We start from the raw sequence: 22,372 nt of genomic DNA, 5'->3' as shown, positions 1-22,372 counted from the left end.
GATCGACGGAGGGAATGGATAGATAAACAAAATTACAGAGAATTGTAATGGAAATAACTATAGGAAATATTAAGGAGTTATTAAATAATATGTTTTTTAGTATTTAAGAAGGGCCCGTGTATAAATTATTACATATCAAAATAAACGATTAGTCATTAAATAAAGAGAAGGATACTAGTTATTTGTATAAATGGAATATCGGAGAGTAGGAAATTAATATAAGTAGAGGGGGCAATCCTCCGTATTTCTTGAATGTTAATAAGCATTAAACTTTATATTGCAACACTTACAGGTGATGCTCCAACTGTTACTATTGTATTTACGGTATAGTCAACGGAGTTAAGAATAGTAACTGTGTTTTGTTCTGGCTGTGCAATATAGATGAATTTTCCATCAGGGGTAAACGCAGCGCTTTTTGGGCCATTTATGGAAATAGTGCCTGTGGATTGATGTTGTGCTGTATCAATAATATTGATTTCATCTGTAGTTTCTTCTCCTAGCAATGCTACAGGTTGATTAGGTGAAAGAGCAAGGAACGAGTAGTAATATGCTCCAGTAAGAATATCCCCAATCTCTTGGAAAGTGGACAAGTCAATAACTGTAAGGGTAGTCCCAGACGCCACCAACTCTTCTGTAACATAAGCGAATCCGTCAAGCAAGCTGATTTCTATGAGAGTTGGATAATCGTTTGAAGTAGGACGTTCTGCTACAATTTCTCCTGTGTTTAGATCAACCTTTACAATACTCCAAGTCGTATAATTTACGATGTAGGCGTATTGTCCATTCGGATCAATTGCTATACTTGAAAATCCATATCCTCCAAGCGAGATAGTATTAGAGATGGTTTGAGTTAAGAGGTTAATAACAGTAATGCCCATTGAACCAGTTAAAAAATTTAGTATATACGCAAACTGGTTATCCGGAGAAAATCCAATATCAATTGGATCGTTTATCGAGAAAGTAGAGATAATGGTAAGTGTTTCATTATTAATTGTAGAAACACTATTATCATTTGAGTGCAAAACTAAAGTGTATGTTTTGTTTGGACTAACAGCAACTTTAATTGGCTGATATGGAAGATTGATTACATGCTGGACAGTCTTTGTTGCTATATTAATTACTGAAAGAGTATTATCATCTCTATTTGCTGTAAAAGCATAAATAGGAGGATTTGGTGGCACTGGTAAAACAGAGAGGGTGCCATTTAAGATAAATGTATTTTTATCTTGTGGCATAACTGTTAAACTCTTAAGTTTAAAGCTACTAAAATCAAAGCAGCAATTCGAATCAATTGTATAATAAACAATCTGATTGATAGAGAATTTATGCCATTTAGAAAAAGCTGCATCTCCTTGTCCATATTGATTTTGAACAGGGGAAATACTAACAAGCATTGTAAGTACTCCATATATGCGAACACTGTGTACTGGATAGGAACCATCAGGTAGATCAGTTTGAAGAAGGCAAGGATTCGGTGCTTGCAGCGTACATGGTTCAAATGCACATTTTAATCGGTTTGTATTCCAGGTGACAGCACCGGTATAATTCGAATCATTAATTATATATCCTTCAGGAGCTGTAATTAAAACCTCAAAATCTACATATTGATTGCACGTACCTTGGCAAGGTAACATGTACTTCACTTCCTTTATCAAAAATTATGTGTTATTTCATGTGGTATATAAAGTTGATTACATACCGTATTAAGAAAAATAATTTTAGAACTCATGCCTTTTTATGAAATAATCATGTTTGAAAGGCATTTACTTGTTGATATGACATGCCAATAGGTGGCAATGCTCTATATTATGCTTCCTATTTTCTAATGCTTGTACATATCGTGGTTATTTTAATCGGGATAATATTTGATCCAATAATAGTAAAACACGTTGAGGTAAATATAAAATTGATCTCGATAGGTTAATGCTGATAAAGCGCTATTGAATTCAAAGAAGTCAAAGCATGAAAAGTGACACAGCGCTATGGCAGAAACGGAAATTGCATATGTACCACTAATAAGGATTGTGACGCTTAAGAGTGAGAGGGGAGTAAGTCTAGAAAGCGATTAGAGTTTCCTGGTTTATTTTTCACATTAGAAGATTTTCTAGTTAGCAAGTCATATTGTGATTGAAGTTACTTATGGAATAGATTTTTACGGAAAATAATAAAAATTCATGGACAAACAAGATATCGCCTTTATCTTTTAGTGTATACAAAAAGAAAATCATAATTACCGGAACAGTTCGTTCTTTTTGTTTATATAATAATATAACTGAACTTTATTTATTGATAAGGAGTGGGATAATAGCTGCCTAAAATTATAGTTATTATGACTAGTTATTACAAGCCATTGTTTGTAGAGAAATCGATACGGAGCGTATTAAATTAGAATTGTCAATGTTCCGCAGTTTTAATTAACGAAGCATCTCAGCCAATTAAAGGTGTAAAAAGACCTGCACAAAAGATTACAAACAATGATCCATATATAATGGATCATTGTTCGACATGTATTGGGCTTCTATTTTGCCAATCGTTCAAAAATAGGTTTCTTACTGGGATAAGAAACCGAATTTTATTGCATGAGGTATGCTATTTTTTTGAGATTGAATCATTTTTGGGTTTTTATCCGATAGATAAGATTTTAGATAAAAAATATATTAATTTAAATTCAATATATTTTTAGTTATTCGCGGAAGAAAAAAATGAATTTATACAATTATTAAACCATAAAGAACATGTAAGGAATTAAGAGAAGACTTAAGAAGAAAAAGAGGGTGAGACCTTGAGTGAAGTCTATTTGAAAAATTATTGGTTATTAAATTTAGAGTATATAAAGGTGTTTTCTGAATTAGTACATCACAACATTTCTTTACCTTTATTAAGTAATTTTTATCAATATTTAGAAGAAGATGTTAAAAGTAAGATGAAAAGTAAGGATTTTTATAAATATTTGTCTGTTGCACCAATAGAAGAAAAACAATTGCAGTCAGAATTTGAAAAATGGTTGCCTCTGCTTGAGCAAACGACAAAGAAAAGAGGATCAGATGGAGTCGTATTGCTTAATACTGATTATCTTCGTTTTTCAGCAGGTAATTTTTCGCATTTTAACCCTAAGTATACAAAAATATTAACAAGAGCAAAAAAAAGCGAGCTTTATGGTCTCCCTACGATTTGCACACTGGATTATACAAATAAAGTTCCTAATAGTTCTCATATTTTCATTGAAAAAGCTCAAAAAATTTTTTCAACATGTAAAGAACATCCGTTATTTTCTAATAAATTTTTTCAAACAAAACTACTCAATGATCTTCCTATCATGATTGAAAAAATTAATATGGCATATTTTATTTTTGAAGAACATGATATCTCGAGTGTGATTGTTGGTACAACAGAAGATATAACGAACCGAATACTTACTCTTATCTCTAAAAGTAAGGGGATTCCAAGTTATTGTCTTCAGCATGGGGCCATAATGGGAGAAGAAGCGTTTTTTCCAATTTTCGCTACGAAACAGATTGTATATGGAGAGTATGAACGAGAGTGGTATTTTCGAAGAGGTGGAGCGGATTCTCAAATCGAGATATTGGGACACCCAAGATATGATGATATCTTTGAAAAGAAGCATTTAGAAAAAAAAGTACTTTGTAAGAAACTAAATATAGATACCTCTAAGAAAATAATCTTTATAGCAACGCAACCATTTAAAACCCAAGTTTATGTTGAACTAACAAAACAATTGATGAAAGACAAAAATATTACAGTTATTATAAAGCCTCACCCTTGGGAAAAAGGTCGTAATTTAGTGAGCGAATATATTCATTTAAGTAAGGTATACCCTAATGTCAAGTATATTACAACAGAAGTAAGTATTTATGATGTCATTTCTAATTCAGATCTTGTAGTTATCTCTAATTCAACAGTAGGATTAGAGGCTATGTTATTGGATAAACCAGTAGTCGTTTATAAATCTAAGTCAGAGGAGAGAGATTATAAATATTACGATGAATTAAGCTGGCTTGTAACTCATTCTATTGAAAATATGATACAGACAATTGAAAAGGTTTTATATGATTCTTCCTATTCTACAACTGCTAAACAATTAAGAGATTATTTCATACAGAAAAATTACCCTCAAACTACAGTTACTCAAAAATTACAAGATTTATCTCGAGGTATGTAAAAGTAAAAAAACTTTATAAAACGCAATGAATTCTACAGCTAAACATCTAAATAATCGTATGGAATAAGATCATAGACACGTAAAACGTCGTTTTGCTAGATACTCAAGATTTCAAAATTCTCTTCAAGCCTCAAGTACAATAAAAGGAATTGAAGCCATTCATTCCTTATATAAAAAAACGGAGTCTTCAACCAAACTCCGTTTTTTCGATATACAATGAATTATAGAAATTATTGCTGCCTGTATAAAATTTATTTTCTTCAACCACAGATCTTTTACATTTTAGTTAATTTTGCAACAGAACTAATATTTCCAATCTAGAACTTCGTCTGGATTGAAATTTCACTACAATATGAAATTTCTTGTGGGCCAAGATGTGTGGGAGAAGTTTGTTATTTTGAAATCAGTGCGTTTCCTAATTTTTTTCTGATGGGAATGGCAATACAGTTCGCTCTTCTTTTGGTCTTGAAGTTAAAAGTGCATTAATATTTGTTAAGTAAGTAGTTTTTTGGCTTTGATACAATTAGATAATTATATCAAAATGATTAAATGATTAAGTATTCTTATGAAAAAACAGCAATTTTTTATCGTTATTTTTCTTTTTAGATGGGTTTAACACCTGATTGAATGGTTCCAGTTGAATTTTATAAAAAACTTGCTTTACCAATAGAAGAGATCACAATATAAAAAACCTCGATCTCAGCATTTAGTACTTTGGGATAATAGTAAAATATCTACTTATCTAGAATATCCCATGAGAAATTCCACCATCAATTGGAATAAAAGTACCTGTAATAGCACTTGCAGCATCACTAGCTAAAAAAGCTACAACATTACCAAATTCTATTGGGTCATTATATCTCTTCATTGGTAAATTTTTTGTGATTTCTAATTCGATATCTTCAACATTTCGCTTTTGTGTTTTAGACATTTCATTTAATAATTCTAATGCGCGAGCAGTTTTGAAAGAACCAGGTCCAACAGTATTAACTGTAACTCCATAACTAGCGTATTGATGAGAAAGAGTTTTAGAAAGAGAAGCTAGTCCAGCCCTATATATGTTTGATAAGGTAAGCATTTTTGAAGGCTCTTTTGCAGTAAGAGAAGAATTTATAATAATTCTTCCCCACTTACGAGAAGACATATTAGGAATTAATTGTTTAGTTAAATAAATGACGGGCAATAACAGATCATTGTGTGCTTTACAGAAATCTTCAATAGTTAAATCCTCTATCGTTCCAGCTTTAGGACCAGCCACATTTGTAAATAAAATATCAATATTCCCCAGTTGCTTTTTTCCTTGCATAATAAGTTTATTTAAATCCTCGATGCTAGTTACGTCGGATGGGATTGCTAGAACTTCTCCTTTACTACCAATATCACAAATTTCTTTTTTAGCTTTTTCTAATTTTTCACTTCTACTTGTAATAATTACATTATGTCCATCAAAGTATAATCTTTTAGCAACTGCTAAGCCAAGTCCATCAGAACTAGCTAACACTAATGCGGTACGTCTTTCAATTTTATTCATTAAATCTCCTCCAACATATCTTCATATAATTGATCATCTTTACTTACATCATATTTTAAAGTTCTACCTATAAAATTCTTAGCTTCTGAAGGTTGGGTACCTGTTCCAGGGCGCTTATATGTTAAATCACTCCATTGGATTTTTGTACCTTTAGTCATATCACTACAAGCTACCAAGGACCTACGAGTTAATATAAAATTTGCATCATCCGTATGCCGGCGCTTTATCGGCACACCCATTGCTTTTTTAATATTACGTATATCAGTTACAAATTGATTTAGTTCATGAGGATTAATAGAAACTTCATAGTCAGGTCTTTTTATTGTAGCGTCTAAACTGAAGTGCTTTTCTATAACGTGAGCACCTAACGTCACTGCTGCTAAGGAGATAGCTGTTCCTGCAGTGTGATCACAGAAGCCTACTGGATAATTAAATTTTTTTAGTGTCTCCATTACTCTAAGATCAACTTCATTAGGTGGAGTCGGATATTTAGTATTAGTTTGATATACAACGACATTTTTTCCACCTGATTTTTCAATCACTTCTAAAGCAGCTTCTATTTCAGATAACAATGCACTTCCAGTAGAAAGAAATATAGGTAAACCAGTTTTTGCACATTCAGCCAAAAAGGGATGGCATGTAATATCCCCGCTAACTATTTTAAGAAAGTCAGCACCTGACTTGACAATAAATTCAAGAGACTTAAAATCTACTACACAAGCCGTCGTAGATAATCCCAATCTATGTGCAGTATCAAACAATTCGATAATCTGTTCGTCTGATAATCTCCATTTATCCCAATCTAATTTGGTCTTAGAAGATTTTCTACAATCAATGTCATTATAGGCTATATGCTGAAAAGTAACTGCATCAGCCATACTTGAGTTGGCAACATCGACCATTTTTTTCGCCTCAATAAATGAACCTGCATGATTAATTCCGGCCTCGGCAATTACAAAAACTGATGAATCATCACCAATTAGCTTCCTATTAATATTAAATTTCTGCATCAGCAATCTGTCCTTTCTCAAGGTAACTACAAAATTGCAGCAGTTGTATAGAATGTAATTTCTTAAGTGTATTTGTAAGGAATTGTTAGCAAGATTTTTTATTTAGAAATGTTTAAACAGAAGTGAAGTGTAAATAATCACATGCTATAGCAGCTGCAGTGTTTATTTAGGAGAAGATATACCTACCTCTCTTAAACATCATCTGGACCATTTGGATCATATTTTAAATCTTTCGCTTTTTTATTTTTCAACAACTTTAATAACGTATGAACCAAGAAACGAATTTAGAACGTGAAATAATTATTTTTTAAAATTATTATTGGGAAAATGGGAAATATTTGTTTTGATTTCCATCAGAGAAATATCAAGTAGTAGTTTTCCATTAATGTATTAGAGTGTGCAATCGCATCACCGTAGCATTCTTTAAGTGAGCTTTTAATTATTCGAGATCCAAAATTATTTGTACCAAATAGCAGTCACTTTCATATGCTGGGCAGGATACTATTTACCTGCTTTATCCCGCTATTTGCGGTCAGTAAGGTCTGCCGTGTTGTACGAAGGAGCCTATAGGAACGAATTTGATTTTCGATTTCATAAGGATATAAAAGATAAATCCATTTTTTCTTTGTCGTATCGTACGTATAGAAAATGCCACAGATTCTATATACATTCGGCCCAAAAATTTCAGGCTTTATTCTCTTTACATCAACATTTTTATACGCAATCTTGATAACTAAAAATAAATAAGAAATCTTTATCATGTGAAGGAGAAGAGCTCCTCCTTTAAACGGAGTGAAGGTAGGGGCAGTTCAATGTAAATATATATTGTCATTCCGTTTAAAATATCTAACTAGACTAAGTGGTTATTATGGAGGTGCTCTATGAAATTAGCATTAGGTACTGTTCAGCTGGGTCTTCATTATGGAATAGGAAATATAATGGGTAAACCTGATAGGGAAGAGGCTTTAAATATCATCAAATATGCTATAAATAATGGTATAGATGTGTTAGATACAGCGTCTTCTTATGGAAATAGTGAAGTTATTATAGGTGAATATGTCTCAAGCAAAACAACAGAAAAAAATTTTCAGGTTGTAACTAAAATACCTATGATTGATTCTGAAAATATTGGTATTGAGCATTTAGATAGCTTAATTGATAAATATATTAAACAATCTATGATGAATTTGAAAACAAATATTATAGACTGTTGCCTGTTACATGATTCTAAAAATATGGTTTCACATAATGGATATATCATTCAAAAATTAAATACATTGAAATTAGGGGGAGTAATCAAAAAGATTGGTGTATCCGTTTATACACCTGATGAAGTTAAGCGGTTTTTGGAATTTGATTGTTTTGATATGATTCAAGTTCCTTTAAATATATTTGATCAACGTCTAATTTGTTCAGGCCTACTACAAAAGCTGAAAACAAAAGGAATAGAAATACATGCTAGAAGCCCATATCTTCAAGGGTTGCTATTAATGGATACGGAAAAAATTCCCGATTATTTACAAATCGCTAAAAAACCAATAAAAGAATTTGAGTTTTTAGCTCGGGAATTCAATTTAAGTAGAGCGCAATTGGCTTTATTATTTGTTCGAGAATTGAAAGAAGTTGATAAGATTATTATTGGATGTGAAACAGTAGATCAATTAAAAGAAAATATTCAAATCTGTAATTCACCTTTATTAGAAGAGAAAGTTCTTAATACTGCAAAGAAATTATTTAAGGATATACCTGAGATAATTATTAATCCGAACTTATGGAGGGTGAATAATGAATCAACATGAATTATTTAGTTTAAAAGGCCAGAATGCAATTGTTACTGGTGGATCTGGTTATCTTGGTTCTGCAATTTCTGAAGGGCTGGCTAAGTATGGTGCAAACGTTATGATAGTTAGTAGAAGTAAAGAAAAATGTATGAATTTAGCTGATCAGTTAAATCAAAAATATAATGTGAAATGTCAGGGATATGCTCTAGATGTTTCAGATAGTAAATCAATAAACCATACATTTGAGGAGATTTATAATTCATATAATAAGATAGACATTCTTATTAATAATGCTTACTTTGGAGCAGGAAAGACTATTGAAGAAATGACAGAATCGGAGTGGGAAACAGGAATTGATGGTTCTATAAATAATGTGTTTCGGGTTACTAAAAAGGCATTACAATATATGCTACCGAAGAATAAAGGAAATATTATTAATATCTCTTCAATGTATGGTGTTGTTTCCCCAGACCCTTCTATTTATGGCGATTCAGGCTTTAATAATCCTCCGAATTATGGAGCAGGAAAAGCTGCTATCATACAGTTTACTCGGTATCTTGCGTGTCACTATGGTTTAAAAGGAATTAGAGCTAATTCTATCTCTCCAGGTCCATTTCCTAATACAGAAGTTCAGAAAAATAAAGAATTTATTCGAAATTTAAAGAAAAAAACAGCGCTAGGTCGTATTGGAAATCCCCAGGAATTACAAGGGTTGATTGTTTTTCTTGCATCTAATGCTTCAAGCTATGTAACGGGGCAAAATATTTGCATTGATGGTGGTTGGACATCGTGGTAAAACATCGCTAGAAAGTCAAGGATGTAACAAGAAACCTTTCCACTGAAAAAATCTTCTCATTTTATATAAGATGAGAAGATTTTTTAGTTATAGTGAGAATTTGACAATCTAGAAGTGAAAAGAGCCTTCGTTAATAATGTTATATTATATTGATAAATTTATCGTTACAAATACTTTGTTATTCTGTAAAATTCCCTAATTTTAAGGAAGTATTTGATATAGATAGAAGTCATTTCTCTTTATTGAGACTGACTTTTATTTTTGAGTTAGTGCAACTCATTGAAAACCTTTGTTAATATGATTTAGGTATTTTAAGAAGGTTATTTCCAAAATAGTACCAAAATTTTAATGGAAAATGAAAAAATACAATTTGTATCATGTTTATTTTTTGAAGCAATATCTCTTATTGGTACTATCCTCTTATATCATTCTTCTTGGTATTCTTTAGCTAAGTGAGAGGGGTATGATGAAATAGGAGGACCAATCTTAAAGAAGGATAAACTAGTTTTTGAAATCGGTATACAGTTCTTTAATAAATATAGTTTTTGCAATATGTCTCTATCTATTGGATGAAGCATGTAATCTGTCATTATGAAATAATTGTGATGATAGATAAATACTTTTCCTTCGGGTAGAATCGTGTAATGAGATAAATTCGGATAAATAGGTGGTCCATCTGAAAATTTATCTAAACTACTTTGTGAAACTTTAATAATTTCTTGATTTGAAAATTTTAATTTGCGAAATGCTATGGTGTTAATGAATGGACGTTTTTGATTATTTTCTATATAAAATAATTCTTCTTTTTCGTTTTGCACAACCCGTAGATTTGGGATTGATTCAGTAAGGGTTATGGGAGGACCTTCAGTATATTTGTAGATAAAGGGATCAGGGATTGGGACAATTTCATTTTGATTATATTTGAAGTAGGAAAGCATTTCTTTCGATATAAGCCTACGTTTATAATTATCAATTAAAAATACTTCACCTTGTGAATTGCTAAACAAAATACCATTTAAATCTTTGGAAGGGAGGTTAGCATATAAATTTTGGAAGGAAAATGGTGTTTTAAAAGTAATATCGAGCACTTTGTTAATGGGATAAAAAGGCTGGAATGTATTTAGGCGTTTCCAAAACATCGCATCTCCAACAAACCAATATAAAGGATTTGTATCCCAATATTCACAGTATTTTTCATAAACCTTTAATAATATTCTTCTAGTATGCATAACTGAACAGTGATCCACAACATTTGCAGCTGTATATAAAATTTTTGAAGCTTCTCTTACATATTCATGAATAGGTTGTAGATTATAATCAACATATTTTACGTATTGAGAAGAGTACACTATATCTATTTCAGGTTGTTTTTCTAAGAAAGATAACATTTCAGCTAATCTGTTTGGAACGTACATAGTATCGTCCGTTAAATAGCAAATATACTCCCCACGTGTTAATGGAAGTGCCTTATTGATGAGAGTTGCATATCTTGTGGTTTTATATCTCTCATTATCTTGTATAAAACTATTTTCATAATAAATTCGAGGGTCATCTAAATAATTTTTTATAATATTTATAGTTTCTGGACAAGAGTTATCATCCATAATAAAAAGTTCCCATTCTTTATAAGTTTGCATTAGGACACTTTCAATAACTTGATTAATTAATGATGGCTTATTATAGCTAGTAAGGATAATTGAAATTAGGGGTTGCAAAATCGTCACCTCTTCTGAGAATATTGAATGTTTTTTTCTAGCGAAGTCTAATAGATAATAATAAACCTTTATTGATACATTCTTTTTTGTACTTGGATAGTTTATTACCTTTTCATAGATATGGTATGGACTATAGTGGAGTAAAAAGAGATATATAGATAAATATAAACGCTGCTATAGATTTTAATATATATATAAATTTTTTTGGAAATTATCGGAACGGATTGTCCTTTCTTTTTATATAATAACGTAACTGTTTTTGTATTTGGTTATAAGGAGGAGAGGAATATTTGCCTAAAATTTCAGTTATAATGACAAGTTACAATAAGCCTACGTTTGTTGAAAAATCGATATTAAGTGTATTAAACCAAACTTTTCAAGATTTTGAGCTTTTTATCATGGATGATAATTCTAATGAAATGACCCAGGAGGTAATTCAACCATTTATAAATAAGGAAAATGTACATTTTTATAAAAGTAATGTGGCCCATATTTCTGAACGGACAAAAAAAGTCAGATATGCTGCTTTAATTAATGAGGCTCTTAAGCATGCGAAGGGGGAGTATATTACTTATATTACTGATGATAATCAATATGAAAAAGAACGACTCAAAAAGATGTCTAGTTATCTTGATGAGAATAAAGGTGTTCAAATTATATATTCTGCATCAAAAACGATTCATCTAGATGAATCAGATTTGCCTATTAAAACTGTTGAAAGAGCTGCCAAAAAAATTACTAATAATGCTCCATGTACAATTGATCATTGTTCTATTATGCATAGAGCCTCTGTTTTACCGATTCTTGAAAAAAGGTGGAATTCATACTGGGATGAAGATCCTCAATTTTATCGTATAGGAGATGCACGCTTTTTTTGGAGATTAAATCATTATTGGGATTTTTATCCTTTAGATGAAATTTTAGATATCAATTATATTACTTCACATTCAATACATTCGCAGTTATTTGCAGAAGAAAAAAATGAATTTGTACAATTATTACCGCCACAAAGAACATGTAAAGAATTAAGAGAAGACTTAAAAAGAAAAAGAGGATGAAATGTTGAGTGATATCTATTTAGGAATTACTGAGCGCTAAATCCAGAATATAAAATGTTTTTTCTGAGCTAAACCATTATAATATCCGTTTGCCATTACTGAGTAATTTTTATCAATATTTAGACGATGATGTAAAAAATAATATGAAAATAAATAATTTTTATAAACAACTATCCATTGAGCCAATAGAAGAAACGCAGTTGTAGTTAGAGTTTGAAAAAAATATCTTCATTTCAACCAAAGATAACGCCTTAAACAACCTCATATTTTCAGTTTTCAATGCGCAACCTGTACCAAAAATATAGAACAGCATCGTATGTTTTGCTATTCAAAAAGCTAATTTATCTCCCACCTATTTGTTGGTGCAATAGCATTACATACAAATTGAGAAGGGAGTTTTCTTGACTAAAAATTATTTCAATAAGAGGAGGTATGCATTTATATGTTTTTTAAAGATAAAAACATTTTAATTATTGGTGGAACAGGAACAATTGGAAAGAGCATTCTTTCTAATATTCTAGAAGAAAAGCCCAAAGTTGTAAGGATTTTTAGTAGAAGTGAATATAATCAATTTTTATTACAAGAAGAACTCAGAGGGAGAAATCAAAATATTCGCTATTTAATCGGGGATATTCGAAATTACGATCGATTATATAGTGCAATGGAAAATATTGATTATGTGTTCCATGTGGCAGCGATGAAGCATGTTTCGTTTTGTGAATATAATCCGTTTGAAGCAGTTTTGACCAATATTTTTGGAACCCAAAATGTAATAAAAGCGGCAATTGCTCAGAAAGTAAAAAAGGTAGTTTTTACAAGTTCTGATAAAGCAATTTCACCAACAAATAATTACGGTGCAACAAAATTGACTGCTGAAAGACTGATTACGTCAGCGGAATATTCAAAAGGTTCAAGTGAAACGATATTTGCAAGTGTTCGCTTCGGAAATGTTATGGGGTCAAGAGGCTCTGTCATTCCTTTATTTGAAAATCAAATTAAAGAAAACCAAAAAATAACTGTAACGGATCTTAGTATGAGTAGATTTATGATGACACTGACCCAAGCAACTATGTTAACAATTGAAGCAATGAAAATAGCAAAGGGTGGTGAAACTTTTATATTAAAAATGCCAGTTATTTCATTAAACGATTTAAGTGAAGTGATGATAGAAGAAGTTACAAAGTTATATGGATTGCCCAAGGAGAATATTAAAATTGAAGAAATTGGGTTAAAACCTGGTGAAAAAATGTATGAAGAACTTATGACACATGATGAATCTTTACAGGCTTTTGAATTACCAGATATGTTTATCATTCCTAGCCCATTAAAAAAGGGTGCTCAATATGAAAATGCAAAAAGAGCGAAGGCAGGGTTTTACCGTTCTGATAATCAAAATGCTATTTCAAAAGAAGAGCTTAGAAATTTAATATTAAACCAGCAACTATTAACAGGAGGGGAGAAACTATGAAAATATTAGTAACTGGTGGTGCAGGTTTTATTGGTAGGTGGGTTGTAAAGAGATTATTGCAGGATAAGCATGAAGTATGGATATTAGATAACTTAGCAAATTCAACTACTGCAAATATTACCGATTTTGCACACGATCTAAATTTAAAACAATGCATTCAAGGAGATATTAAAGATAAAAAATTAGTTGCTCAATTATTTGAAAATAATTCATTTGACCTTTGTTATCATTTAGCAGCGAGTATTAATGTTCAAGATAGTATAGACGATGCTAGAACAACTTTTGAAAATGATACAGTAGGTACTTTTAATTTGTTAGAACAATGTCATAAGCATAATGTCAAAATGGTCTTTATGAGTACGTGTATGGTATACGATAAAGCTACTAATATACAAGGAATATCAGAATTAGACCCGATTAAACCAGCTTCTCCATATGCTGGATCAAAAATTGCTGCTGAAAACATGGTTTTATCTTACTATTATGCTTACAAGCTGCCAGTTGTGGTTATTCGTCCATTTAATACGTATGGCCCATTCCAGAAAACTGGTGGTGAAGGTGGGGTTGTTGCTATTTTTATAAATAATAAATTAGATAATGTACCACTAAATATTTATGGAGATGGGAAACAAACGAGAGATCTTTTATATGTTGAAGATTGTGCGGATTTTGTTGTGGCGGCAGGATACTCTTCAAAAGCAAATGGTCATATTATTAACGCAGGAACAGGACAAGATATATCCATTAATAAATTAGCAGAATTGATTTCAGGAAATAAAGTAAGTATTCAACATGTAACTCATATCCATCCACAAAGTGAAATTCAAAAATTATTATGTAACTATGAAAAAGCAAAAACAATATTGAGTTGGGAACCAAAAGTTTCTTTAGAAGATGGAGTTATTAAAACAGAAGAGTGGATTAAATCTTTAAAAAGTAACCCTAAGGAGAAAGAATAATGGTAAGGGAAATTCTCGGTATAAATGGAGGAAAGCCTGTTAGAGAAACAAATTTGCCATATGGTCAACAACAAATTGATGAATATGACATTCAGGCGGTTGTAGATGTATTAAAAGGTGATTTTTTAACGACAGGGCCAACGATTCAACAGTTTGAGGAGGCTATAGCGAAGTATGTGGGAGCAAAATACGCTGTTTCTTTTTCAAATGGTACAGCTGCTCTGCATGCTGCTTGCTATGCAGCTGGCATAACTGAGGGAGATGAGGTAATTACAACTCCAATGACATTTGTAGCAAGTGCAAATTGTATTTTATACCAGGGTGGAAAGCCAGTATTCGCAGATATTGACAATGAAACATATAACATTAGTCCTAAATCTATAGAGGAAAAGATTACAAACAAAACAAAAGCCATCATTCCCGTACATTTTACTGGGCAGCCTGTAGAGTTAGAGGCAATAAAGAAAATCGCAAAAGAAAATAATTTGATTATCATTGAAGATGCAGCCCACGCATTAGGAGCCACATATAAAAATAAAAAGATTGGTTCTATTGGTGATATGACAATGTTTAGTTTCCATCCGGTGAAACATATTACTACCGGAGAGGGCGGAGTAATTACTACAAATAATCCACTGTTTTATGAAAAACTTGTTCAATTCCGTACGCATGGAATTGAAAGGAATCCTCAAAAACTTCTTGAAAATCATGGGCCTTGGTATTATGAAATGCAATTCTTAGGTTACAACTACAGATTAACGGATATACAAGCTGCTCTGGGCTTATCACAGTTAAATAAATTAGAATCTTTTATTAAGATTAGAAAGAAATATGTAGACATCTATAATAAAGAATTTAGTTGTCTATCTGAGATCATCATACCAAAGCAATTGCCCCAAACAGACTCAAGTTGGCATCTTTACATTATTCGTTTAAATACTAAATTATTAAAGGGCAATCGAAAAGAAATTTACGAGGCATTACAAAGAGAAAATATCGGTGTGAATGTGCACTATATACCCGTATATTTACAACCGTTTTATCAAAAATTAGGTTATGAAAAAGGTATTTGTCCACAAGCAGAAAATGTATATGAGGAAATTATTACACTGCCTCTATTTCCGAAAATGACAGAAGCTGATGTATGGGATGTAATAAAAGCGGTGAGAAAAGTTCTTTCGTTTTATAGAGTTGCTAAACATTAAATGAAAGGGGTGTTATTAAGATTGCAAAATCAAAAATTGTTAAGAGCTGTTACAAAAATCGATATTAAAAAAGGAGAGATTATTACAGCTAATAAAATAGCTATGGAACTAGATGTTGTTGAAAATGCACTGAATCAGCTTGAAGCAGAGGAATTATTACCTCAGATAGCTTTATATAATTTGTCTGCAGGTACCCCATTATCAAAAGAGGTTATTGAACCTCCAAAAGTAGTAATAATTGTACTTTGCCGGTTAAAATCTACTAGGTTACCTTTAAAGGCATTATTACCAATACACGGAATCCCTTCCATTGAAAGGTGTCTTATAAATACATTAGCTATTCCAGGAAAACATCAGGTCATACTTGCTACTTCAGATATAGCACAAGATGATCCTTTGGAAAAATTTGATTTAGACGGGAAGGTTAAAATTTTTAGAGGTGATCCAGAAAATACTGCTGATCGCATATTCCAAGCTGCCAAACAAGAAAATGCAAATATTGTAATGCGGATTACAGGAGATTGCCCAGTTGTGTCACCAGAAATCAATACTTTTTTACTAGATGAACATTTGAAAAGCGGTGCAGATTATACACAGGCAGAGTTAAGTACGTTACCTGTTGGAACAGCAGGCGATATTTTTACATTAGAGGCAATCGAACGATTGCTACAAACCCAAAAAACTTTAACCTATGCAGAATACCTTCCGTTGTATTTTGTGAATAATCCTCATTTATTCCAAGTCAATATAGTAAAACTCCCTCCTCCATTTCGTTACCCTACTTGGAGGCTAACATTAGATGAACAACCAGATTTAGATATGTTCAATGAACTTTATAAAAGTCTGAATGTAAAATCTAAACCTTTATTTTTTCATCAAATAAAAGATTACATCCTAGGAAATCCTGAACTTGTTCAAATCAATAGTCATGTGAAACTGAAATATATAAATCAAAAATCGTTAGTAGATGAGTTAAATAGAGAAACAAAATTATAAATTAATAAATTGTAGCGCTTTTAGTGAGGAGGGAGTAACTTGCTTGAGAAAAAAATTGCCTTTCGCGCCGACGCATCTATTGAAATAGGGACCGGCCATATTATGCGTTGTTTAACACTTGCCCATGAGTTACGGAATAAAGGTGCTCAGATTTATTTCATTTGCCGTAAGCTGCAAGGTGATCTGCAGCAATATATTTTAAATAAGGGATTTCATGTGTTTTTATTAGATGCAGATGGTGAAAATACGAATTTTTCAAGTACAGTACACGGGAGTTATTTGAATTGGCTAAAATATCATTGGTTTGTTGATGCACAACAGACCAATGATATTTTGTCGCAACTTCCCAAGTTTGATTGGTTAATTGTTGATCATTATGGATTAGATAATAAGTGGGAGACTGCTTTAAGAAAAACTGTAAGAAAGATTATGGTAATTGATGATCTTGCAAATCGAATGCATGACTGTGATTTATTACTAGACCAAAATTTATATGATAACCTTAATGGTCGCTATAAAGATTTATTACCAGAGCAATCATTAGTGAAATTAGGACCTAAATATGCCATATTACGACCAGAGTTTCATGCTGCTAAAAAATTTTCAAGAAAAAGAACAGGTGAGATTGAACGCATCTTTATATTTTTTGGGGGGCATGATGCAACGAATGAAACATTAAAAACATTAAGAGCTATACAAAATATAAGTAGCGATACTTTAAAAGTAGATGTAGTAGTAGGAAGTCAAAATCCCCATAAAGAAGAGGTTGAATCTTATTGCATGAGTATTTCTAATGCCTCGTTCTATTGTCAAATAGAGAATATGGAAGAGTTTATCGTACGAGCGGATTTAGGGATAGGAGCTGGTGGCACAACCACATGGGAACGCTGCTTTCTTGGATTACCTTCTATAACAATTACAACTGCTCCAAATCAAATTGAAGTAACCCAGGCTGTGTCGAAAGCTGGAGCTACATGGAATATTGGTACGGCTGAAAGTGTTTCGGATGAAACGATTACGAAATGTCTAAGGAAGCTTTTATCAAATTCTAAAATAGTGAAAGAAATGTCTAATAAGGCTCTTTCTATACAGTGTGCCAGTAATTCAGATGAAATAGCAAAAATTATTTTAGGAGGATAGCATGTTAGATATAGGGGATTTTCAATTGAAAAGTTTAGAAAAGAAAGATTTAGAACTTATTTTAAAGTGGAGGAATACAAAAGAAATACGTACGGCTATGTATGAAGATCATGAAATTACAATAGACGAACATTTAAAATGGTATAAAAAACTAGAAATGGATGATACAAAGATTGCAAGATTATTAATATATAAAGAAAAACCAATTGGATTTGTTAATTTTACAAAAATAGACAAAATGAATCGGACTTGTTATTGGGGATTTTATATAGGTGACAAACAAAGCGTAAGGCGTGCTGGAACTGTATTAGGTTTATTAGCATTAGATTTTATTTTTGAAACAAAAGGCATACAAAAAGTGTGTGCAGAAATATTAGAATTAAATCGTATTAGTTTAAACTTTCATCAGAAACTTGGGTTCATAGAAAATGGAAGATATGTGAACCATATTTGCAAGGGTAATGAATATATCGATGTCATTAAAATGACACTGTTTTATGAGCAATGGATGGAAAGGAAAAAAGCTATAAAAAAAGAACTTGAAGGTGAAAAACATGAGTAATGTATATATCGGCGGTAGAGAGATTGGCAATAACTCGCCACCATTTATTATTGCAGAAATGTCAGGGAATCATAATCAATCATTAGGTAGAGCATTGCAAATTGTAGAAGCAGCTGCAGAGGCTGGAGCACAGGGATTTAAAATTCAAACATATACACCTGATACAATGACTTTAAATATAGAAAACGGTGATTTTTTAATTCAGGATACGAACAGCTTATGGAAAGGTAAATCACTTTATCATTTATATAAAGAAGCATATACACCATGGGAGTGGCATAAACCAATTTTTGATCGCTGTACAGAATTAGGAATGATACCATTTAGTACGCCATTTGATGAAACTGCTGTAGATTTTCTAGAGTCATTAAATGTTTCTTGTTATAAAATCGCATCTTTTGAAAATACTGATATTCCCCTCATACGTAAAGTAGCCGCAACAGGAAAACCAATAATTATTTCGACAGGTATGGCTTCAGTTGCTGAATTAGATGAAACAGTAAGGGCTGCAAGAGAAGAGGGATGTAAAGAATTAATTCTATTAAAATGTACAAGTACGTATCCTGCATCACCAAAATCTACAAACATAACTACCATACCTCATATGAAGGAGTTATTTAAATGTGAAATAGGTTTATCTGATCATACACTTGGAGTAGGGGTATCTGTAGCAAGTGTTGCTTTGGGGGCCACAGTAATTGAGAAACATTTAACACTATCGAGGTCTGACGGAGGTGTAGACGCTGAATTTTCAATGGAACCTGCCGAATTTAAATTATTAGTAAGTGAAACTGAAAAAGCATGGGAATCTTTAGGGAGTGTATATTATGGACCAACTAATTTAGAAAAAGACTCTTTAAAGTTTAGAAGGTCATTATATGTTGTAGAAGACATAAAAGCGGGAGAAGTATTCACGAATGAAAATATTAAAGCTATTAGACCAGGTAATGGCTTATTGCCAAAACACTTATCCAAAATTCTCGGTAAGAAAGTGAGTAAGGATATCAAAAAAGGAACACCTATTTCATGGGATTTAATTTGATAGAGTATACTGAAATACTAATAGGAATTCATTTCAAGTATATAGTAGCAAACATGTTAGTTTGTGCTAACCGACATGTACCTCCTATCTATTTGTTGGTGTTAGTACACCTTCAGGAAAATTGAGGAGGGAGTTTTCTGGCGAAAAAAGATAAATTAAAATGCCTTTTCAGAAAATTGAAAAGGCATTTTAATTTATTTAGAATGATTATAAAAATTTTTTTTAATTTAATAAATCAATAAAGTTGTGATTGTAATATAGTCGTTATAAAATTGATTCTCTCATGAAAAGTATGTTGTGTAATAACTTTTGTGTGAATTTTTTCGATCATTAATCTTTTTGAAATCGTATCATTCAAATGAAGGGATATCTTATTTAAACAATCATTAAAGCTGTTATAGGATATAATTTCATCTTTATTGAAGAAAGATGAAAGATCAGATTTTTCTTCAATAATTTGAAAGCCTTGGCAAGCGGCGATATCAAATGTACGATTATTAATGGTATTACTTTTTACTCTATTTTTATTTTTATTCTGTGGAAACATATAACTACGATGAGGATTTAATATAAGACTAGCGTTATTATAATAGAACGCAACTTCTTGAGGTGGAATCCATTCTTCTATAATCTTAATTCTTCGGTGATTTTTCCATTTTTTAATTAACTTATTTCTCCAGTGTTGACCAATAACAGTATAGTGATAAGGAGTTTTTTCCAAAAGAAACTGTATCAATTTCACTCGGGTTGGATAAGGGTATCCAATAAACAATACTTCACTTTTATATTTTGAATTTTTTAGACCAGGTTTAAATACATCTATATTAGTTGCTAATGGTAAGTGATATACATTGGTATATCCTAAACTTGTGTAATATTTAAGTGCTTCACTATCGATAGTAAATATAAAATCAAAGTTATTTAATAGGAGAAGAGAAGTGTCTATATAAAATGGGTCCTCAGTTAACCAGACAGCTAATTTAATGTTCCTTTTTTTAAAATATTGAATGGCTATTTGCGGTAGATGATTACCTAATAAGGTGAAAACAATATCAGGATGAAACGTTGTTGTAATGAAATCTAATTGCTCTATTAATTCACTCGGCTGTACTGCTAACCATTCGAGATTTTGATTGATAAGTGTTCTCTGTATGCTTTGATCTAGATATTGATAGATTTTTGAGTAACCAGAAGTAATGTATAAGAGTTTCATATTTCAATCCCTGCTTTAGGTATAAAATATATTATGAGCTAAACGTAACACTTTCTATTTCTTTACAACTGATCTTAGTAATACTTATAGTAGGAGGAGTAATTGAATTTTCCTCTTCTAATGTGACGATACAAGTATTAGGGTTAAAATTTGTAAAAATAGCAGGTCCAATAATATTTCCAGATTTACCAGTCACAGTAACGACTTCGCCTGGTTGTAAATTTTTAAAAATACTACATACTCCACCTGAACAACGAAATAAATTGCATAAGAACAAATTTGTCCCTCCTTTAAACAATATACTGTATCATATGAAAGTATGTAGAAGGATGTGTAGACAAGTAACCCTTAGAAGGGAAAAAATTAAAGAAAATTATTGAAGTGATAGATAAAATAGAATAATACATTTGTGATTATTCTGATTAGATTTTTTCATAAAAAAGACATTCATTAGAATGTCTTTTTTATAGATTGAACTAGAACCATTTAAATCATCTTAAGGTGTGGTTAAAGTAACGCTTTCTATATCTTCACAACTTATGAATATAGTATTGGTTGAAGAGGGGGTCAGCACATCTTCTTCTACCAATACCACCGCACAAAGATTTGGAAAGAACAGTGAAAAAGTAGCAGGTCCAATAATTTGACCTGATCTAGTAGTAACTGTAACAACTGTACCTGTTGGCCATGAAGAGAATAAAAAACAAGCTAAACCTTTACAATTTGCCATATTAAATCCTCCTAACTCTAATTTCAAATAATGTAGTAAATTCCAAACATCTTATAGTGTATGTGGTAGCAGTATAAAGTGCTTGGATATTCCTTCATGATCAACAGGATCACTGTGAAATACTACTATACAAACGTTTAAAAGATAACAATGGTAAGGAGGTTTATGAAGGAGATATTTTATGATTTAGTAATCAGTTATTCAAAGTTCCAAATGATATGCATCGGAATTATGGGGTGGGAGATAACGAGTATATCGAGCTATGCTATATGGTATTTGATTAGGATGAGATAGAAGGCTTAAGTTTTCGGTAGCATTTATGGGAATACAGAGTAACTAGAAAACTAAATAAAATTCTTATTTGCACGACACGTTTCCTTATAAGTGTGCAAACACGAAATAGGAGGGTTATTAATTTGATGACAACAACTGTTTGACTGAAGATAGGAATGGAAACCGCCAGGTTGAGCTTAAACTACTTATTTAATACTCCTACATGCAAGGCATGATAATAGTCACAAATTGTATGAAGCTAGGTGAAGTTAGCTGAACAAAACCTAAGTGAGAAATCATATGGTAATGGATAGGTCGGGATGCTACAAAATATCTATGGTGAGAATGTACGGCTCTAAAGGATTAATACATTAGAAATGTGTATGTCGTTAATGACGATGTTATCTACCGAAAAGTAAGAGTAAATGATATGAAATTCGGAACATCTAACGATGAGGATGTAAAGATAACAGGCTTACAGCAAGCACCTAAGGATATATGTATAGCTAAGTCAATCGGAACGTGGTAAGCAAGAAAATGCCACCAAAGCCTACTAGCAGACAGGTGCATATACGGTTCTAACGAACCGAAATTGATTTGTTCTTGTGAAGGTGGGGACACAGTATCAACGAAGCATGTAACAAATGTGGAGGGATAGTCCCTAGTCTTATTCGTTGAAAACTAAATCAACTATATGTAACTCACAGGATCGA

18 protein-coding genes and 3 pseudogenes are annotated in these 22,372 nt (G+C 31.8%); 14 read left to right on the top strand and 7 right to left on the bottom strand.

Features of this window, described 5'->3' with window-relative positions; translation table 11 throughout:
• Window positions 1-272: 272 nt before the first annotated feature.
• Window positions 273-1,634, bottom strand: a complete 1,362-nt coding sequence (locus ACUN13_RS22495) for a YncE family protein (RefSeq protein ID WP_409532334.1) — start codon at window positions 1,632-1,634, stop codon at window positions 273-275.
• 779 nt (window positions 1,635-2,413) lie between these two features.
• On the opposite strand from ACUN13_RS22495, the pseudogene ACUN13_RS22490 reads away from it, so the two are divergent.
• The 3 genes and pseudogenes from ACUN13_RS22490 to ACUN13_RS22480 form a co-directional block, all read left to right on the top strand.
• Window positions 2,414-2,778 (top strand): annotated as a pseudogene (locus ACUN13_RS22490) (glycosyltransferase family 2 protein); the annotation flags it as partial.
• Window positions 2,779-2,782: 4 nt separating this feature from the next.
• Window positions 2,783-4,180: a CDP-glycerol glycerophosphotransferase family protein gene (locus tag ACUN13_RS22485; RefSeq protein ID WP_409532333.1), complete on the top strand. Its 1,398-nt coding sequence runs from the start codon at window positions 2,783-2,785 to the stop codon at window positions 4,178-4,180.
• A 34-nt stretch (window positions 4,181-4,214) separates the two neighbouring features.
• Window positions 4,215-4,407 (top strand): annotated as a pseudogene (locus ACUN13_RS22480) (DDE-type integrase/transposase/recombinase); the annotation flags it as partial.
• A gap of 515 nt (window positions 4,408-4,922) precedes the next feature.
• Here the strand turns inward: ACUN13_RS22480 and ACUN13_RS22475 are convergent.
• Window positions 4,923-5,711 (bottom strand): SDR family oxidoreductase, encoded by a 789-nt coding sequence (locus ACUN13_RS22475; protein ID WP_409532332.1) that lies wholly within the window; start codon window positions 5,709-5,711, stop codon window positions 4,923-4,925.
• Window positions 5,711-6,721, bottom strand: a complete 1,011-nt coding sequence (locus ACUN13_RS22470) for an N-acetylneuraminate synthase family protein (RefSeq protein WP_001168998.1) — start codon at window positions 6,719-6,721, stop codon at window positions 5,711-5,713. Before ACUN13_RS22470 ends, ACUN13_RS22475 begins: the two co-directional genes overlap by 1 nt.
• An 881-nt stretch (window positions 6,722-7,602) precedes the next feature.
• Here ACUN13_RS22470 and ACUN13_RS22465 point away from each other — a divergent pair.
• Window positions 7,603-8,520, top strand: a complete 918-nt coding sequence (locus ACUN13_RS22465) for an aldo/keto reductase (RefSeq protein ID WP_161520280.1) — start codon at window positions 7,603-7,605, stop codon at window positions 8,518-8,520.
• Window positions 8,507-9,298 (top strand): SDR family oxidoreductase, encoded by a 792-nt coding sequence (locus tag ACUN13_RS22460; protein ID WP_409532331.1) that lies wholly within the window; start codon window positions 8,507-8,509, stop codon window positions 9,296-9,298. The genes ACUN13_RS22465 and ACUN13_RS22460 overlap by 14 nt, the downstream gene beginning before the upstream one ends.
• Window positions 9,299-9,723: 425 nt before the next feature.
• Here ACUN13_RS22460 and ACUN13_RS22455 read toward each other — a convergent pair whose 3' ends face one another.
• The gene (locus tag ACUN13_RS22455; RefSeq protein WP_161520281.1) at window positions 9,724-11,013 is read right to left on the bottom strand and encodes a glycosyltransferase family 2 protein; all 1,290 of its coding nucleotides are present in this window, start codon (window positions 11,011-11,013) and stop codon (window positions 9,724-9,726) included.
• A 290-nt stretch (window positions 11,014-11,303) separates the two neighbouring features.
• Here ACUN13_RS22455 and ACUN13_RS22450 point away from each other — a divergent pair, with 290 nt between their 5' ends.
• From ACUN13_RS22450 to pseI, 9 genes and pseudogenes are all read left to right on the top strand, one after another.
• A complete protein-coding gene (locus tag ACUN13_RS22450; protein ID WP_409532330.1) occupies window positions 11,304-12,071 on the top strand; it encodes a glycosyltransferase family 2 protein in 768 nt (255 codons plus the stop codon).
• Between the two features lies 1 nt (window position 12,072).
• A pseudogene (locus tag ACUN13_RS22445) lies at window positions 12,073-12,274 on the top strand (CDP-glycerol glycerophosphotransferase family protein); the annotation flags it as partial.
• A gap of 239 nt (window positions 12,275-12,513) precedes the next feature.
• Window positions 12,514-13,539 carry an SDR family NAD(P)-dependent oxidoreductase gene (locus tag ACUN13_RS22440; protein ID WP_000465151.1) on the top strand — a complete coding sequence of 342 codons (1,026 nt, stop codon included), beginning with the start codon at window positions 12,514-12,516 and terminating at the stop codon, window positions 13,537-13,539.
• Entirely contained in the window at window positions 13,536-14,498 is a 963-nt protein-coding gene (locus tag ACUN13_RS22435; protein WP_409532329.1) for a dTDP-glucose 4,6-dehydratase, read from the top strand. The genes ACUN13_RS22440 and ACUN13_RS22435 overlap by 4 nt, the downstream gene beginning before the upstream one ends.
• Window positions 14,498-15,703, top strand: a complete 1,206-nt coding sequence (gene pseC, locus ACUN13_RS22430; RefSeq protein ID WP_409532328.1) for a UDP-4-amino-4,6-dideoxy-N-acetyl-beta-L-altrosamine transaminase — start codon at window positions 14,498-14,500, stop codon at window positions 15,701-15,703. Before ACUN13_RS22435 ends, pseC begins: the two co-directional genes overlap by 1 nt.
• Window positions 15,704-16,699: a cytidylyltransferase domain-containing protein gene (locus ACUN13_RS22425; RefSeq protein WP_137026390.1), complete on the top strand. Its 996-nt coding sequence runs from the start codon at window positions 15,704-15,706 to the stop codon at window positions 16,697-16,699.
• Between the two features lie 39 nt (window positions 16,700-16,738).
• On the top strand, window positions 16,739-17,839 hold the full coding sequence (pseG, locus tag ACUN13_RS22420; RefSeq protein WP_409532327.1) for a UDP-2,4-diacetamido-2,4,6-trideoxy-beta-L-altropyranose hydrolase: 1,101 nt from the start codon (window positions 16,739-16,741) through the stop codon (window positions 17,837-17,839).
• A 1-nt stretch (window position 17,840) separates the two neighbouring features.
• On the top strand, window positions 17,841-18,401 hold the full coding sequence (gene pseH, locus ACUN13_RS22415; protein ID WP_161520287.1) for a UDP-4-amino-4,6-dideoxy-N-acetyl-beta-L-altrosamine N-acetyltransferase: 561 nt from the start codon (window positions 17,841-17,843) through the stop codon (window positions 18,399-18,401).
• Window positions 18,394-19,443 carry a pseudaminic acid synthase gene (gene pseI, locus ACUN13_RS22410; RefSeq protein WP_409532326.1) on the top strand — a complete coding sequence of 350 codons (1,050 nt, stop codon included), beginning with the start codon at window positions 18,394-18,396 and terminating at the stop codon, window positions 19,441-19,443. The genes pseH and pseI overlap by 8 nt, the downstream gene beginning before the upstream one ends.
• A 235-nt stretch (window positions 19,444-19,678) precedes the next feature.
• Here the strand turns inward: pseI and ACUN13_RS22405 are convergent, their stop codons facing one another.
• The 3 genes from ACUN13_RS22405 to ACUN13_RS22395 form a co-directional block, all read right to left on the bottom strand.
• Entirely contained in the window at window positions 19,679-20,656 is a 978-nt protein-coding gene (locus ACUN13_RS22405; RefSeq protein WP_409532325.1) for a CgeB family protein, read from the bottom strand.
• Window positions 20,657-20,687: 31 nt separating this feature from the next.
• A complete protein-coding gene (locus tag ACUN13_RS22400) occupies window positions 20,688-20,933 on the bottom strand; it encodes a CGEA protein (protein ID WP_161520290.1) in 246 nt (81 codons plus the stop codon).
• A 219-nt stretch (window positions 20,934-21,152) separates the two neighbouring features.
• Window positions 21,153-21,386: a hypothetical protein gene (locus tag ACUN13_RS22395; protein WP_001262458.1), complete on the bottom strand. Its 234-nt coding sequence runs from the start codon at window positions 21,384-21,386 to the stop codon at window positions 21,153-21,155.
• Between the last annotated feature and the right edge of the window lie 986 nt (window positions 21,387-22,372).

The sequence above is a fragment of the Bacillus cereus group sp. Bce041 genome (assembly GCF_052646455.1).
The sequence above is the reverse complement of the archived record's forward strand: the minus strand, read 5'-3'. Positions and strand labels throughout refer to the sequence as shown.

Excerpts from the sequence above, each read along its gene's own strand:
- ACUN13_RS22495 (WP_409532334.1), bottom strand. The coding sequence starts at position 1,634 with ATGTTACCTTGCCAAGGTACGTGCAATCAATATGTAGATTTTGAGGTT.
- ACUN13_RS22475 (WP_409532332.1), bottom strand. The coding sequence starts at position 5,711 with ATGAATAAAATTGAAAGACGTACCGCATTAGTGTTAGCTAGTTCTGAT.
- ACUN13_RS22470 (WP_001168998.1), bottom strand. The coding sequence starts at position 6,721 with ATGCAGAAATTTAATATTAATAGGAAGCTAATTGGTGATGATTCATCA.
- ACUN13_RS22465 (WP_161520280.1), top strand. The coding sequence starts at position 7,603 with ATGAAATTAGCATTAGGTACTGTTCAGCTGGGTCTTCATTATGGAATA.
- ACUN13_RS22460 (WP_409532331.1), top strand. The coding sequence starts at position 8,507 with ATGAATCAACATGAATTATTTAGTTTAAAAGGCCAGAATGCAATTGTT.
- ACUN13_RS22440 (WP_000465151.1), top strand. The coding sequence starts at position 12,514 with ATGTTTTTTAAAGATAAAAACATTTTAATTATTGGTGGAACAGGAACA.
- ACUN13_RS22435 (WP_409532329.1), top strand. The coding sequence starts at position 13,536 with ATGAAAATATTAGTAACTGGTGGTGCAGGTTTTATTGGTAGGTGGGTT.
- pseC (WP_409532328.1), top strand. The coding sequence starts at position 14,498 with ATGGTAAGGGAAATTCTCGGTATAAATGGAGGAAAGCCTGTTAGAGAA.
- ACUN13_RS22425 (WP_137026390.1), top strand. The coding sequence starts at position 15,704 with ATGAAAGGGGTGTTATTAAGATTGCAAAATCAAAAATTGTTAAGAGCT.
- pseH (WP_161520287.1), top strand. The coding sequence starts at position 17,841 with ATGTTAGATATAGGGGATTTTCAATTGAAAAGTTTAGAAAAGAAAGAT.
- pseI (WP_409532326.1), top strand. The coding sequence starts at position 18,394 with ATGAGTAATGTATATATCGGCGGTAGAGAGATTGGCAATAACTCGCCA.
- ACUN13_RS22405 (WP_409532325.1), bottom strand. The coding sequence starts at position 20,656 with ATGAAACTCTTATACATTACTTCTGGTTACTCAAAAATCTATCAATAT.
- ACUN13_RS22395 (WP_001262458.1), bottom strand. The coding sequence starts at position 21,386 with ATGGCAAATTGTAAAGGTTTAGCTTGTTTTTTATTCTCTTCATGGCCA.